The sequence below is a fragment of the Variovorax boronicumulans genome (assembly GCF_029892485.1).
Lineage (GTDB): Bacteria > Pseudomonadota > Gammaproteobacteria > Burkholderiales > Burkholderiaceae_C > Variovorax > Variovorax boronicumulans_B.
The window spans coordinates 458,728-473,882 of record NZ_JARXVG010000002.1 but is presented as its reverse complement, the minus strand read 5'-3'; the positions used below and the strand labels follow the sequence as shown (position 1 = coordinate 473,882).

Genomic DNA, 15,155 nt, shown 5'->3' with positions numbered 1-15,155 from the left:
CGGTGGGTGGTTTCGTTGGACGGCGTACCGGGCGGCCCGGCTATGCCAGGGCTGCCTCGCCGCCTGCATGCCGCAACAGCGGCGTCACGGCCCATGTGGGGCCGCTGCGCGAAAAACGCAATGGCTGCGCGTTGCCGAGCACGGTGACGTCGATGGGCACGCCCAGCAGCGCGGCCAGCGCGTACAGCGTGCCGCCGTGCGCCACCACCAGCACCGGCGCGGGCTGCTTCAGGGCCGCATCGAGCGCGGCGCGCTTGCGGGCGACGAACTGCGTGAGCGTCTCGCCGCCCTCGGGCTCGCAGGCCCAGTCGATGTTGGCGGACGAGGTGCCGATCAGCGCGCCGAAGTTGCGCTCGCGCAGTTCGGCCTGCGCCGTGGGCACCAGGCGCAGCGCGGCACCGACCGTGTGGGCGGTGTCGAAGGCGCGGCGTGCGTCGCTGCAGACGATGGTGCGGATCGGCTCGCCCGCCAGCAGCTCGGCCGCATGCGCGGCCTGCTGCAGGCCGAGCTCGCTCAATGGTTCATCGACCGCCTGGAAGATGCGCAGCGCATTGCGCCCGGTCTGGCCATGGCGCAGGAAATAGAAGTGGTCGCAATCCGGCGCGAGCGGCTGCGTTGCGGCCATGCGCACCAGCTGGTCCAGGCCTCCGGCGGCCGTGTGCGGGGAAGAGGTGGCTTGTGACATGGGTCGATGCCTGCTTCAGCCGAACTTCATGCCCTTGGGGCGCGCCTGCAGGCGGTCGATGTAGGCGTCCAGCTTCGGGCGGTTCAGCTTGCCGCCGAAGGCGCGGTGCCAGATGAGGCATGAGCCGATCATCACGTCGGCCGCGGTGAACTGCTTGCCAAAGAGGTGCGGGCCGTAGCCGAGTTCGCGTTCGACCGCGTCCTTGGCCTCTTCGAAATTGGTCCAGCCGCGCGCGCTGTTGTTGCTGCGGACCTTCATCAGGCTGTCGCCCATCGAGGGCTCGAGCTGCGCGGTCGAATAGACCATCAGCGACAGGTAGCGGCCACGCTCGGGCGTGCCGATATGAGGCGCGAGCCGCTTGCCGGGAAACTTCTCGGCGATGTACATGCAGATGGCCGCGTTCTCGAAGATGCGCGTGCGGCCGTCGACCAATGCGGGCAGCTTGCCGGCCGGGTTGATCTTCAGGTACTCCGGGCGCTTGTGCGCCTTGTCCTTGGTGAGGGTGGGCACGATCTCGTAGTCGGCGCCGGCTTCGTCGAGCATCCACTTGGCGACCTGCGAGCGGCTTTGCGGGTCGAAATACAGCTTCATGGCCATGGGCGTGTCTCCTTGTGCCTTGACGGGGGTCAGAACTTGGGAATGCGCAGGGTCTTGCTGACCATCAGCGTGCCCGAGAGTGCGAACAGCAGCGCGAGCGGATGCAGCATCCACGGGCCGATGGTCCAGGCTCCGCCCCAGACGGCCTCGCCGATGCGGCCCTGCCATGCGGCCCAGGCCAGCACGCCCACCAGCACCACGCTGGTCGGGATCGGCGTGCCTTCGAAATACTTCACCTTGTCCGCGCCTTCGGACAGCGCCTCGGCCGTGACGTTGTAGCGCGCGAGCCGGCTCACGCCGCAGCACACGAAGTAGATGAGGATGAGGCAGTCCCATCCGCCGTCCAGGCCGGCCGCGAAGGCCAGTGCGGCGGGGGCGACGCCGAACGAGATCACGTCGGCCAGCGAGTCAAGTTCGCGCCCGAGCGCCGAATGCGTCTGGCGCCAGCGCGCAATGCGGCCGTCGAACACGTCGAAGATGAAAGCCGCCGGCGCGAGCGCCGCCGCCCAGAGAAACTGCGCGAGCGAGTGGCTCGCCATGTAGGCCATCGCGAGAAACACCCCGCCGACGCCGCAGGCCGCGTTGCCGAGCGTGAACACGTCGGCCAGGTGGAAGCCGCGGATCATCGAGAAATGCTTGCGGGCCGGTGCGGGGGAGGGGGTGGTCATGAAGGGCGCTTCGAAATCGACGAATGGAACGCACCTTAACCCAAGCGCGGGCCGCGCTTTGTAGTCGCGCTCCGACTCCGTGCAGGCGCCCGCGCGGCGCCTTTGGGAGTCAGGCCGGCACTTGCCGTGCCTCCGCGATCCGGGCAAAGCGCCCGAGCAGCGCGGCAGCCGTGTCGGTGTCGCCGACGCTTTCGCGCAGCGCGGCGGGGTCGGCGCCACCGGCCTTCAGGTTGTCGGCCAGCATGTGGATGTAGCCGCGCATCGTCTCGGCATCGAATTCGGGGTGGAACTGCACGCCCCAGGCGCTCTCGCCGACGCGGAAGGCCTGCACGGGTTCGTGCGCATTGCCCGCCAGCCGCACCGCGCCTTCGGGCAGGCGCAGCGCGCTTTGCAGGTGCACCACATGGGCCGGGAATTCTGGTGGCAGGTCGCGCAGCAGCGGGTCGGTGGCGGCGGCTTCGTCGAGCGCGACGGTCACCGTGCCGATCTCGATGCCTTGCGGATGGTCGCCCGCCTCGCCGCCGAGCGCATGCGCCAGCAGTTGGTGCCCGTAGCAGATGCCCAGCACCGGCGTGTTGTGCGCCACGAGTTGCGCAAGCCATTCGGCGGTGCGCTCGCTCCAGGGTTCGCGGTGCGAGACCATCGCGTGCGAGCCGGTGAGCACCGCGCCCGCGATGCTGTCAGGCGCGGGCAGCATGTCGCCGCGGCGCGGATCGATCACGACGATCGGCAGGGTCTGCGAATCGAGGCCGGCGGCGATCCAGTTCTCGAAATCGCCACGGCGCTCGCGCAGCACCGCATGGGTGTCTCCGAGCTTGACGATGACGAGGGGGTGAGGGCGGGTGTTCTCCATGTCGGGATCATGCCGCAGGCAAGAGGGCGTCGCAGTGCACTGCCGTTACACCCGATACAGGCGAGACGCCGACGGGCCGTCGCGCGCTTGGGCCTGCACGATGGCGCTCCTACGATCAGGGCTCGTTCCATCCACCACTCGCCTGACAACCCATGAATCCTCTCGTCCATCGCCGCACCCTGTTGCTCGCCGTTTCCATCCTCCCGCTTGCGAGCGCCTGCACCGCGTGGCCCGCCAAGGGCGCGCAGCAGGATGCGTCGGCGCAGCTCGCCGCCCTCGAAAGCGCATCGGGCGGCCGGCTCGGCGTCGTCGGCTTCAACACGGCCACCGGTGCGCGCGTTCAGCATCGCGCGGACGAGCGCTTTCCGTTCTGCAGCACCTTCAAGCTCATGCTGGCCGCGGCCGTCCTCGAGCGCAGCGCGAAGGAGGGCGACCTGCTCGCGCGGCGCATCACCTACAGCAAGGGCGACCTGGTCTCCTATTCGCCCATCGCCGAGAAGAACATCGCGACGGGCATGACAGTGGCCGAACTGTGCGCCGCCACCGTCCAGTACAGCGACAACGGCGCGGCCAACCTGCTGATCAGGATCCTGGGCGGCCCGCCCGCGGTGACGGCCTTCGCGCGTTCTTCCGGCGACGATGTCTTCCGGCTCGACCGCTGGGAGACCGAACTCAACACCGCCATCCCCGGCGACCTGCGCGACACCACCACGCCCGCGGCGATGGCGGCCAGCGTCGAACGGCTGGTGCTGGGCAACGCGCTGGGCACCTCGCAGCGGGAGCAGCTCAAGACCTGGCTGCTGGGCAACACCACCAGCACCGAACGCTTCCTGGCCGGCGTGCCTGCGGGCTGGAAGGTGGGCGACAAGACCGGCTCCGGTTCCTACGGCAGCACGAACGACGTCGGCGTGCTGTGGCCGCCGGCCGGTGCGCCGCTGGTGCTGGCCGTCTACCTGACGTTTCCGGAGAAAGAGGCGAAGGGGCGCAACGATGTCGTGGCGTCGGCGACGCGCATCGCGGTCGCGGCGCTGGCGGGCTGAGTCCGCTCACCGCACCGCTCATCGCACCTCACAATAGCCGCCCCGACTTCGAGGGGCCCGCGCGGCCCGCCCTCCATGGATCTGAGATCACTTCGCTACTTCATCGCGGTGCTGGAAGCCGGCAGCCTGTCCCGCGCGGCGGTCTCGCTGTATGTCGCCCAGCCCGCGCTGACGGCCCAGGTCAAGAAGCTCGAAGCCGAGCTGGGCACGCAGCTCCTGGAGCGCTCCCACGCCGGCGTCACCCCGACGGCCGCCGGGCTGCAGCTGTACCAGGACGCACGCCGGCTCTTGTCCGATGCGGCCGCCATGCGCGAGCGGCTGCAGCGCGGGCCGCAGGGGCCCGAAGGATCGGTCACCGTGGCCGTGCCCTTCCTGCTGGCCTCGCTGCTTCTGGGGCCGGTTCTCGCGCGCCTGAAGCATTCGCATCCGCGGATTCGCGTCTTCGTCATCGACGAGCTGAGCCTGATGGTGCGCAAGGCGATGGTCGATCGCCGCGCGGACATCGGCATCCTCGTGGACACACCGAGCCTCGACGGCTTCGAGGTGCGCCGTTTCGCGCGCGAGGCGATGTTCATCTGCGGCCATGACGCGACGGGCGAGGTGACCGCGCTGGCCCAGGCGACCTCCGGGAAGGGCCGGCGCAAGTCGGCCGGCTCCGGGCGGCTGCAACTTCCGTTCGCCAGCGCCGCCCGGCTGCCGCTGGTGCTGCAGTCGCGGCGCTTCAGCATCCGCCAGCATGTGGAGACGGCGGCGGCCGAGCTCGGCGTGGAGCTGAACATCGCGCATGAGCACGACTCCGCGCGCGTGATCCGCTCGCTCTATCTCGCGGGCGCCGGGTTCACTTTTTCACCGGCCTGCGCGCTGTCCGACGGGCCGCTCAGCGGCCCCCCATGGCTGGTCGCACGGATCGTGCAGCCCGAGATGATGCGGACCTATTCCCTCGCAACGCCGTCGGCCGCCGAGCCCGACCCGGCCACCCGGGTCGTGATGGAAGCGCTGGTCGAAGAGGCGCGCGGAATGATCGAAGCCGGCCGATGGGAGGCGGAGTTCCTGCACGGCACCGGCAAGGGTGCCGGGGCATAGCGCCGGGCACGATCGGCCGGCACGGCCATCATCATTTTTGATGGCCGTGCATCACTAATCGGTATTTGTTGTCCGGCGCCGTCGCCTGCGACAGTTCTCCCCAGCCGTGCATCGGCACGAGCGCAAAGGAGACAACTTGCCCCAAGCACCTTCGGAGGTCGCCAACGTCGGCGGCCTCGTATCCCGTGCGGCCCGCTTCCATGCCGGGCGCATCGCCATCGCGAGCCCCTCGCGTTCCATCACCTACGCGCAGCTGGACCAGCGTTCCAGCCGCCTGGCCAACGTGCTGTGCGGGCTGGGGCTCGCGCGCGGCGACCGCGTCGGCGTGTACCTGCCCAACAGCATCGAGATCGTCGAACTGGAGCTGGCCTGCTACAAGGCGGCGCTGGTGAAGGCGCCGATCAATGCGCGGCTGGCGCCGGTCGAGGTGGCAGAGGTCATCGCCAACAGCGAAGCCTCGCTGATCGTCACCACCGCCGCCCGCGCGGAGGTCTTCCTGCCGCTGCTGAAGGGCCAGGCGCCGCGCCTCTTGCTGCTGGACGCACCCGAGGGCGCACCCGCTTCCTACGAAGGCCAGCTGGCGCGAGCGAGCGACAGTTTCGTGGCTGCGCGTGTGCATGCCGACGAACTGGCGGTGCTGCACTACACCTCGGGCTCGAGCGGCGTCCTGAAGGCCGCCATGCAGACCTTCGGCAACCGGCTGGCGCAGCTGCGCAAGTTCCTCATGCGCAGCGACGGCCTGCGTCCGGGCGACCTGCTGGGGCTGGTCGGCCCGATCACGCATGCATCCGGCATGCAGCTCGTGCCGGCGCTGTGCAGCGGCGCGACGGTCCGCCTGTTCGCCGGCTTCGAGCCCGCGCGTTTCCTGCAGGAGATGAAGACGGAACGCGTGACCCACACCTTCATGGTGCCCACCATGATCAACATGCTGCTGGCCGAGTTGCAGGGCCGCTACCGCCCGCTGCCCGACCTGCAACGGCTCGGCTACGGCGCGGCGCCGATGGCGCCGGCCCGCATCATGCAGGCCATGGACGTGTTCGGCCCCGTGCTGTCGCAGGGCTACGGCGCGGGCGAGACCACCTCGGGCGTCTGCGGCCTCAGCGTCGAGGACCACCTCTTCGCGCGCGCCGCCATGCCGGAGCGCCTGGCATCCTGCGGCCGGCCATTCCTGGAGTCGCTGGTCGAGATCGTCGACGACGAGGGCCAGGCCGTCGCGCCGGGCGAGATCGGCGAGATCGTGGTCAGCGGCCCCGACGTGTTCGCCGGCTACTGGCGCGCACCCGAGCTCACGGCCGAGGTCCTGAAGAACGGCCGCTATCACACCGGCGACCTCGCGCGCGCCGACGACGAGGGCTACATCTACATCGTCGACCGCAAGAAGGACATGGTCATCAGCGGCGGCTTCAACGTCTACCCCTCTGAGGTCGAGGCGGTGCTGTACCAGCATGCGGCCGTGGACGAGGCCTGCGTCTTCAGCGTGCCCGACGAGAAATGGGGCGAGGCCGTGGCCGCGCACATCGTGCTCAAGCCCGGCGTTGCGCCCGACCTGGCAGCGCTCGATGAGTTCTGCGCCGCGCGGCTCGCGGGGTTCAAGCGGCCGCGCCGCATCGAGTTCGTCGCGGCGCTGCAGAAGAACGCCAACGGAAAGATCGCGCGCAAGGCGATCCAGACGCCGTACTGGGCCGGGCATGCCCGCCGCGTCAACTGACAGCACGAAGAAGGACACAGAGACCATGGACACACCCACTCACCCCGGCATCGCGGCGACGCCGCCTTCCGACCGGCAGGCACCGCTCTTCGGCGGGCCATTCGAAGGCTCGGAGCGCGCCGCCGAGCTCATCGCGCGCATCGGCGATTTCCTGCACGGCGAGCTGGCCGCGCTGGTGCGAGACAAGGGACTCGATCATGAGAACGGCCCCGACCGGCAGACGCTGCGCCACGTCTGGCAGCGCTCGCACGCGCTCGGCTTCTACGGCATGACGCTGCCCGTGCAGATGGGCGGACTGGGGCTGTCGCTGCTCGATCATGTGCTGGTCAAGGAGTCGATCTATGCCAGCGGCTCGCCGCTCGCGCCACACGTGTTCGGCGAGCTGAGCGGCCCGCCGCGCGTGGGTGCGCTGGCGCGCGTTGCCACGCCGATGCAGATGCGGCAGTTCATCCAGCCCGTGGCGCAGGCCGAGAAGGCGATCTGCTTCGCGCTCACCGAGGCCGAGGCCGGCTCCGACGCCGGAGCCGTGCAGACCCGGGCGCGCCTGGACGGCGACCACTACGTGCTGAACGGGCGCAAGCGCTTCATCTCGGGTTCGCCCTTCGCCGACATGGCGGTGCTCATGGCCTCCACCTCGGAGGATCCGGACCGGCGCGAGGTGACGGCCTTCTTCGTCGAGCTGGACCAGCCGGGCGTGGAAGTCCAGACCGGCTACAAGACCATGGCCGGCCAGTCCACCACCGGCGACATCGTGCTGAGCGACTGCCGCGTGCCGGCCGCGAACATGATCGGCGAGCGCGGCAAGGGCCTGGCGCTGGCGCTGGGCCGCATCACGGTCAACCGCCTGCTGCATTGCCCCGCCATGGTGGGGCTGGCCACGGTGGCGCTCAGGGATGCGCGCGACCATGCCCGCAGCCGCCGGCAGTTCGGCCGGCCGATCGCGGCATTCCAGGCCATCCAGCACATGCTCGCGGACATGGCGACGCAGCTGGCGGCGGCACGGGCGCTGATGATCTGCACCGCCCGCCAGATCGATGCCGGCGGCGATCCGCGCGCCGAAGCGGCGATGGCCAAGCTGTTCTGCTCCGAGGCGGCCTTTCGCGTGGCCGACTCGGCGGTGCAGATCCATGGCGGCGAAGGCATCGTGCAGGGGCGGCGCGTGGAGTTCCTGTTTCGCATGCTGCGCATGTACCGGGTGCTCACGGGCACCAGCGAGATCCAGAAGAACATCATCGCGCGCGAGTTGATCGGCGAAGCCGCGCAGTAGCGGCTGCCTCACCAAAAAGAATCAGGAGACAACCGATGAACCCCAGTCAGAACCGACGCGCACTGTGCCGCGCCATCGCAGCCTCGGCGCTGCTGCCCGCGCTCGGGAGCGTCAGGGCCGCCGATGCCTGGCGGCCGACACGTCCCATCAAGTGGGTCGTGCCCTACCTGCCCGGCACGGGGCCGGACAACGGCGCGCGCATCTTCGCGGAGGCGGCGGGGCCCTTGCTGGGGCAGCCGATCATCATCGAGAACCGGGGCGGCGCCGCGGGCAACATCGGCGCACGCCAGGTCGCGCGCGCCGCGCCCGACGGCTACACCTGGATCTATTCGGCCGCGCCGATGGCCGCCAACATGCGCATGTACCAGACCCCAGGGTACGACGCGCTGAAGGACTTCCGCCACGTCATGCGTTTGACCAATTCCGACGTGCTGCTGGTGGTCAACAGCGCGTCGGGCATCGGCAGCCTGCAGGACCTCATCGCGCGCGCCCGGGCCCAGCCCGGGAAACTGGACTACGCATCGGGCGGTGTGGGCACGCCCTCGCACCTGGGCGTGGAGCTGTTCCTGAATGCCGCGGGCATCCAGGCCACGCATGTGCCCTACAAGGGCGCCTCGGAGCTGGTGAATGCGTTGCTCGGGCAGCAGGTGAGCTTCGGCATGCCGATCTTCTCCGTGGCCTACCCGCACGTGCAGGCTTCCAAGCTCAAGGCGCTGGGCGTCGCAGGTTCGAGGCGCAATGCCATGCTGCCCCAGCTGCCGACCCTGGCCGAACAGGGGTTGCGCGGCGTGGAACTCACTTCGTGGGGTGGGTTGTCGCTGCCCGCCGGCACGCCGGATGCGATCGCCGCGCGCATCTACGAGGTGTTCGGCCGCGTGGTGAAGCAGCCCTCTGTGATCGCGGCCTTGACGGAACTGGGCAGCGAGGTCAGCCCCTCGACGCCCGAGGCCTATGTGCAGGCTTTTTCGAGCGAGATCGAACTCACGGAGCGGATGATGAAGAGCGCGAAGATCGTTCCGCTCTGAGGTTGCGCTCGGCGTCAACCGTTACAGCACGAACCACCCCACAGCCACATAGTGGCTCGCCGTCCCCGCCAGCACGAACAGGTGCCATGCCCCGTGCGCATGCCGCAGGCCGAAGCGGTTGCGATAGAACACGGTGCCGGCGGTGTACAGCACGCCGCCGATCAGCAGCCACGCGAGCCCGCCGCTTTCGAGCCGCGCTGCCAGCGGCACGGCGGCCAGCACGCCGAGCCAGCCCATGCCGATGTAGAGCGCGAGCGGCGGTTTCTGCGGTGCATCGGATTTGGGCGGCTGCAGCTCGCGCCAGATGCCGTAGAACGCCGCGCCCCAGATCGTGGCCAGCAGCAGCCAGCCCCAGAAGCCCTGCAGCGTGACGAGCGCAAAGGGTGTGTAGGTGCCGGCGATCAACAGGTAGATAGCGCAGTGGTCGGCCTGCTCCCACACGCGCTTGAGGCGGCCGCGGGTGCTGTGGAACAAGGTCGATGCCGCATACAGCGCCACGGCCGAGAGCGAGAACACCAGCGCCCCCGCGATGCGCGCGGGGTCGCCGGTGGGCACGGTCTTGGCGAGCAGCAGCGCGGCCGCGGGCAGCGCGAGCACCAGCCCGAGCAGGTGGCTGTATCCGTTGAGTCGTTCGCCCGGGTACATGCGTGCCCCCTGCGGCCCCGGCTCAGCGGCCGGTTTCCTTCTGACGACCATCGAAGGTGACGTCAGCCGCGCGCAGCTGACGGGAAGGCGCGTTGGTGGTCATGGTGGTGATCGATGGTTTGGAAGCGACGAAAACCCGGCGGATGCTAGTGCTGCCCGGTGACGCAACTGTGACCGCCTCAAAAAGTGTACGCGTCGATCGTCCGCCTGACCCGCACCAGCGCATCGCGCAGCATGTCCGGCCCGACCGATCCCAGTGCCAGGCGAATCGCATGCGGCACCTGGGCGGATGTCGCAAAGGGTTCGGCCGTCGATACCGAAATGCGGTCCTGCATGAGCGCCTGGGCCACCTGGTCGGCACGAACCTCTTCCGCCAGCGGCAGCCAGACGAAATAGGACGAGGGATGGCGAATGCACCGCATGCCCGCGAAGACGCCCGCGGCCATCGCCTGCCGCGCGGCCGCGTCCCGGCGCTTCTCCGCTTCGAGGCGGGTGACGGTGCCGTCTTCGAGCCAGCCGCAGGCGATGGCCGTCATCACGCTGGGCGTGTTCCAGGTGGTGGCGCGGATTGCCCGCTCGATCCGGGGCACCCATTCGGCGGGCGCGGCGACGAAGCCGACGCGCAGCCCGGTCGCGATGCTCTTGGAAATTCCCGAGACATAGACCGTCGACTCCGGCGCCATCGCGGCCAGCGGTGCGGGCGCGTCCTCGGCGAGGAAGGCGTAGGCCGCGTCTTCGATGATGAGCAGCCCGTGCCGCCGGGCAATCGCCACCAGTTGCCGCCGCCGGCTCGCGCTCATCACCCAGCCGAGCGGGTTGTGCAGCGTGGGCATCGCATAGATGGCGCGCACCCGCCGGCTCTTGCACAGTCGCTCCAGCGCATCGAGGTCGGGGCCGTGCCCGGCCGCGGGAATCGGCGCCAGTTCCAGGCGGTGCGCTTCGGCCAGCACCTTGAAGCCCGGATAGGTCAGCGCATCGGTCGCGACCACGTCGCCCGGTTGCAGCAGCGCCATGACGGTCGTCGCCAGCCCGTGCTGGGCGCCGCTCACGAGCATCACCTGGTCCGCGTTCACGGCCAGGCCGCGCGATGCGAGATGACCGGCCACGATCGCGCGCTCATGCGGACGGCCGCCGTGCGGCTGGTAGCGCAGCAGCGCCTCCAGGTCACCGGAGGCGGCGAGCTGGCGCAGGCCCGCGCGCAGCATCTCGGTCTGACCCGGCAGCGACGGATAGTTGAAGTTCAGGTCCACCATGCCCGACGCCGCGGCATGCTGGTCGATGCCCAGGCCCCGGGGGAGCAGGCTCTCCCGCACGAAGGTGCCGCGCCCGGTTTCGCCGCTGACCAGCCCCATGGCCTGCAGTTCCGCATAGACGCGACTGGCGGTGACCAGCGCCAGGCCCTGTTGAGCCGCGAGCTTGCGCAGCGTCGGCAGGCGCGTGCCCGGCGGCAGGCTGCCCTCTCGAATCTGTGCGGCGAAGGCATCGACCAACTGCTTGTACCGGGCTGGGGCCATGCTGCAATGTATCCATGACAATTTTTTTGATTGTATTGATCGTCGTGCCTACCATCCGGCACCATGCACATCGCCATCCTCACCTTCGAAGGCTTCAACGAGCTCGACTCGCTCATCGCGCTCGGCATCCTCAACCGCATCAAGACGCCGGGCTGGCGGGTGTCGATCGCGAGCCCGACCGCGCGCGTGTGGTCGATGAACGGCGTGGTGCTCGAGGCGCAGGCGTCGCTGCGCGAAGCGGGCGAGGCCGATGCGGTCATCGTCGGCAGCGGCATGCAGACGCGCGAAGTGGTCGCCGATGCGGGCTTGATGGCGCAGCTGCAGTTCGACCCTTCACGGCAGCTGCTGGGCGCGCAGTGTTCGGGTGCGCTGGTCCTGGCGAAGCTCGGGCTGCTGCAGGGCGTTCCGGCGTGCACGGACCTGACGACGAAGCCGTGGGTCGAGGCCGCCGGTGTCGAGGTGCTGAACCAGCCCTTCGTTGCGAACGGCAACGTGGCGACGGCGGGCGGCTGCCTGGCCTCGCAGTACCTCGCGGCGTGGGTGATCGCCCGGCTGGTGGGTGCGGAAGAGGCCCGCAGCGCGATGCACTACGTGGCACCCGTTGGCGAAAAGGAAGACTACGTCGAGCGCGCGATGCGCAACGTCACGCCTTTCCTGTAGCCGGGCCCGTCCGCTTCAACGGGGCACCTTGCCGACCGTGTTCGGCGCCCGCAGGAAGTCGAAGTCCACGCCCTTGTCGGCCTGCATCACCGTCTGCAGGAAGAGCTTCTTGTAGCCCCGGTCGGCCGTCGGTTCGACCACCACCGTTTCCTTCGCACGGCGTGCGAGTTCTTCGTCCGATACCAACAGCGAGATTTCGCGGTTCGCCACGCTCAGGCGGATGCGGTCGCCGCTCTGCACATAGGCCAGCGGCCCGCCGATGGCCGACTCCGGCGTGACGTGCAGCACGATGGTGCCGAAGGCGGTGCCGCTCATGCGGCCGTCGGAGATGCGCACAATGTCCTTCACGCCCGCCCGCGCGAGCTTGCGCGGAATGGGGATGTAGCCGGCCTCGGGCATGCCCGGTGCGCCCTTGGGGCCGATGTTCTTGAGCACCAGGATGTCATCGGCCGTGACGTCGAGCGCGTCGCTGTCGATGCGCGTCACCAGGTCTTCGGCATTCTCGAAGACCACGGCACGGCCTTCGTGTTCCATGAGCTTCGCATCGGCGGCCGACTGCTTGATGATCGCGCCGCCCGGCGCCAGGTTGCCCCACAGCACCGCGATGCCGCCCTGCGGATAGATCGGCTGGCTCGCGGGCCGCACCACGTCCTGTTTGAACCCCGGCCCGGCGCGTTCGATTTCTTCGCCCAGCGTGCGGCCGGTGACCGTGAGCGCATCGAGGTGCAGCAGCGGCCTGAGTTCGCGCAGCAGCGTCGCCATGCCGCCCGCGGCGTGGAAGTCTTCCATGTAGTGCTGGCCCGAGGGCTTCAGGTCGAGCAGCACCGGCGTTTCGCGGCCCATGCGGTCGAGGGCATGCAGGTCGATGTCCAGGCCCATGCGTCCCGCGATGGCCGCCAGGTGCACGATGCCGTTGGTCGAGCCGCCGATGGCCAGCAGCACGCGCATCGCGTTCTCGAATGCGGCGGGTGTCAGCACCTTGTCGATGGTGAGCCGGTCGCGCGCGATCTGCACCGCCTGCGCGCCGGTCTCTTCGGCGATGCGGATGCGGTCGGCCGTCACAGCCGGGGGCGATGCGCCGCCCGGCATCGTCATGCCCAGCGCCTCGGCGATGCAGGCCATGGTGCTGGCCGTGCCCATCACCGAACAGGTGCCTACGCTGGCCACGAGCTGGTTGTTGACGTCGGCGGTTTCCTCGATGTCGATCTCGCCCGCGCGGTACTTGCCCCAGTAGCGGCGGCAGTCGGTGCAGGCGCCCACGCGCTCGCCGCGGTGACTGCCGGTGAGCATCGAGCCTGTGATGAGCTGGATCGACGGCAGCCCGGCCGAGGCCGCGCCCATCAGCTGCGCGGGCACGGTCTTGTCGCAGCCGCCGATGAGCACCACCGCGTCCATGGGCTGCGCGCGGACCATCTCCTCGGTGTCCATCGACATCAGGTTGCGCAGGTACATGCTGGTGGGCGCTGCAAAGCTCTCGTGCACCGAGATCGTCGGAAAGTCCATCGGCAGGCCGCCCGCGAGCATCACGCCGCGCTTGACCGCCTCGATGAGCTGCGGCGCATTGCCGTGGCAGGGGTTGTAGGCGCTGCCGGTGTTGGCGATGCCGACCACGGGGCGGTCGAGCGCCGCATCGGTGTAGCCCGCGCCCTTGATGAAGGCCTTGCGCAGGAAGAGCGAGAAGCCGCGGTCGCCGTAGCTGGTCAGGCCCTTGCGCATGCCGGCGCTGGGGGTGTCGGCGTTGTCGTCGGGTTCGAAGGGGGAGTCGGGCATGGTGGGAATGCGTCGTTGTAGAAGAAGGCGTCGCGGAAGGAGCACGCCATCGTATGCCCGCAGTCGGGCAAACCCGGTTACCACTTTTGTTTCAAATCCTTACGATCGCCTTTGCCGGTTTTTCCGGTGGTCACCTGGTGCTCTGGCGCGCAATTTGCACTGTGTTGACCTTCTCAACCAGAGGGAGAGTTCATGAAAAGCTTCTTGCCGTGGCGCCGGGCGGGCGTCCTGCTGATGGCGTTGGGTGGCGTGGTCGCGAGCGCCGCTGCCCAGGCCCAGGTGCTGCAGTTCAAGTGGGGCCACGTCTTCGAGCCCGGCAGCATCTTTCATCAGCAGGCGGAGCTGGCGGCGCGCAAGATCGGCGAGCAGTCCGAGGGCAAGATCAAGATCGAGGTGGTGCCCTCGTCCAAGCTGGGGCAGGAGGGCGACTTCGCCCTGATGCTGGCGAACGATTCGATGCAGATCGCCTACGTCGGGCAGGCGACGCTGGCCGAAGGCTATCCGCCGCTGCGCCTTGGCAGCTACCCCTTCGCCTTCAAGGACCTCGCCCACATGCGCAAGTACCTCGCGAGCCCGCTGCTCGCGGAGTTGATGAAGGGCTACGACGAGAAGAGCGGCAACCACATGGTCGCCCCGGTGTACTTCGGCGCGCGGCAGGTCACTTCGAGCAAGCCGCTGCTCAAGCCCGAAGACTTTCGCGACCTGCGCCTGTACGTGCCCGATGCGTCGGCCTACCAGCTGTTCGCCACCGCGCTGGATGCCAAGCCGATCACGCTTCCCTTCATGAGCCTCTACGGCTCGCTCAAGAAGGGCGAGGTGGAAGCGCAAGAGAACCCGCTGGGCACGGTGAAGGACAAGCGCCTCTACGAAGTGCAGAAATACGTGCAGCTGACCGGGCACATCTACGACACCCTGGGCATCGTGATCGGCAAGGCCGCATGGGCGAAGCTCACGCCGCAGCAGCAGGCGATGGTCGAGAAGACGCTGGTCGAAACCGCCAAGTGGACCAACGTCGGCGTGATCGCCGGCGAACTGGAGGACGAGCAGTTCCTGCGCGGCAAGGGCATGACCGTCTCGCCGGTCAACCGGCAGGCGTTCCTCGAGCGCATCGCCAGGCGCGCCACGCCCGAGCAGTTCGGCGCGCGGCCGGGCGACTACGCGAAGCTGCAGGCGCTGGGCGGCGGCGCGAACTGACCGGCCCTTGCCGTCTCAGCGGTTCCCGAACGAATTCACGTGCACCTCGACGAGGTCCACGAACGCGGGGAGTTCCAGCAGGAACTCCGGGTCCCGGGCGAGCGGCGCCACGCGCCGAGGATCGCCGCGGCTGGCGTGCATCGCCTGCATTTCCTCGACCGAGCGCCAGAACGACACGGTGCGGAACTCCGCCACGTTGCCATTGAGCTTGCGGAAATACTGCACGCCGAGGCAGTCGGGCTTCTTCGCGATTTCCGCAATGCCGTGCTCGACGCTGTAACGGAGGTACTCGTCCGCCCGCGCGATGGGGGTGCGGCCTTCCCAGATGCGCCCGATCAGCGGGGTGGACAAGAGCTTGCATTCGACGGCCATGAGGTGCTCCTTTCGATGTGCCGGTGAACATCGTTGGAAAGCTGGACCGTTTGTGGCGGCCGCTGCGTAGGAAC

General features: G+C 68.9%; 15 protein-coding genes. 7 read left to right on the top strand and 8 right to left on the bottom strand.

The features are described from left to right. Positions 1–40 precede the first annotated feature (40 nt). The 4 genes from M2282_RS07350 to M2282_RS07335 all read right to left on the bottom strand — a co-directional run bounded on the left by M2282_RS07350 (position 41) and on the right by M2282_RS07335 (position 2,803). Entirely contained in the window at positions 41–685 is a 645-nt protein-coding gene (locus M2282_RS07350; RefSeq protein ID WP_280808115.1) for a histidine phosphatase family protein, read from the bottom strand. Positions 686–700: 15 nt separating this feature from the next. Then, entirely contained in the window at positions 701–1,282 is a 582-nt protein-coding gene (locus M2282_RS07345; protein ID WP_280808114.1) for a glutathione S-transferase family protein, read from the bottom strand. A 29-nt stretch (positions 1,283–1,311) separates the two neighbouring features. After that, a complete protein-coding gene (locus M2282_RS07340) occupies positions 1,312–1,950 on the bottom strand; it encodes a CDP-alcohol phosphatidyltransferase family protein (protein WP_280808113.1) in 639 nt (212 codons plus the stop codon). Positions 1,951–2,059: 109 nt separating this feature from the next. Continuing rightward, the gene (locus M2282_RS07335) at positions 2,060–2,803 is read right to left on the bottom strand and encodes a glutamine amidotransferase (protein WP_280808112.1); all 744 of its coding nucleotides are present in this window, start codon (positions 2,801–2,803) and stop codon (positions 2,060–2,062) included. A 152-nt stretch (positions 2,804–2,955) separates the two neighbouring features. On the opposite strand from M2282_RS07335, the gene bla reads away from it, so the two are divergent. From bla to M2282_RS07310, 5 genes are all read left to right on the top strand, one after another. Next, positions 2,956–3,843: a class A beta-lactamase gene (gene bla / locus M2282_RS07330; RefSeq protein WP_280808111.1), complete on the top strand. Its 888-nt coding sequence runs from the start codon at positions 2,956–2,958 to the stop codon at positions 3,841–3,843. 75 nt (positions 3,844–3,918) lie between these two features. Continuing rightward, positions 3,919–4,926, top strand: a complete 1,008-nt coding sequence (locus M2282_RS07325) for a LysR family transcriptional regulator (protein WP_280808110.1) — start codon at positions 3,919–3,921, stop codon at positions 4,924–4,926. A 136-nt stretch (positions 4,927–5,062) separates the two neighbouring features. Beyond that, on the top strand, positions 5,063–6,634 hold the full coding sequence (locus tag M2282_RS07320) for an AMP-binding protein (RefSeq protein WP_280808109.1): 1,572 nt from the start codon (positions 5,063–5,065) through the stop codon (positions 6,632–6,634). Between the two features lie 25 nt (positions 6,635–6,659). Further along, entirely contained in the window at positions 6,660–7,901 is a 1,242-nt protein-coding gene (locus tag M2282_RS07315; protein WP_280808108.1) for an acyl-CoA dehydrogenase family protein, read from the top strand. Positions 7,902–7,936: 35 nt separating this feature from the next. Beyond that, complete coding sequence (locus M2282_RS07310) at positions 7,937–8,926, top strand: Bug family tripartite tricarboxylate transporter substrate binding protein (protein ID WP_280808107.1); 990 nt, start codon at positions 7,937–7,939, stop codon at positions 8,924–8,926. 21 nt (positions 8,927–8,947) lie between these two features. Here the strand turns inward: M2282_RS07310 and trhA are convergent, their stop codons facing one another. Further along, complete coding sequence (gene trhA, locus M2282_RS07305) at positions 8,948–9,571, bottom strand: PAQR family membrane homeostasis protein TrhA (RefSeq protein WP_280808106.1); 624 nt, start codon at positions 9,569–9,571, stop codon at positions 8,948–8,950. Positions 9,572–9,750: 179 nt separating this feature from the next. Further along, a complete protein-coding gene (locus M2282_RS07300; protein ID WP_280808105.1) occupies positions 9,751–11,085 on the bottom strand; it encodes a PLP-dependent aminotransferase family protein in 1,335 nt (444 codons plus the stop codon). A gap of 63 nt (positions 11,086–11,148) precedes the next feature. Between M2282_RS07300 and M2282_RS07295 the strand changes: the two genes are divergently transcribed. Further along, positions 11,149–11,745, top strand: a complete 597-nt coding sequence (locus M2282_RS07295) for a DJ-1/PfpI family protein (RefSeq protein ID WP_280808104.1) — start codon at positions 11,149–11,151, stop codon at positions 11,743–11,745. Between the two features lie 15 nt (positions 11,746–11,760). On the opposite strand, the gene M2282_RS07290 is transcribed toward M2282_RS07295, so the two are convergent. Then, entirely contained in the window at positions 11,761–13,515 is a 1,755-nt protein-coding gene (locus M2282_RS07290; protein WP_280808103.1) for an IlvD/Edd family dehydratase, read from the bottom strand. A gap of 192 nt (positions 13,516–13,707) precedes the next feature. Here M2282_RS07290 and M2282_RS07285 point away from each other — a divergent pair, with 192 nt between their 5' ends. After that, positions 13,708–14,709, top strand: coding sequence for a sialic acid TRAP transporter substrate-binding protein SiaP (locus M2282_RS07285; protein WP_280808102.1), 1,002 nt, complete (start codon positions 13,708–13,710; stop codon positions 14,707–14,709). 15 nt (positions 14,710–14,724) lie between these two features. Here the strand turns inward: M2282_RS07285 and M2282_RS07280 are convergent, their stop codons facing one another. After that, entirely contained in the window at positions 14,725–15,081 is a 357-nt protein-coding gene (locus M2282_RS07280; RefSeq protein ID WP_280808101.1) for a hypothetical protein, read from the bottom strand. Between the last annotated feature and the right edge of the window lie 74 nt (positions 15,082–15,155).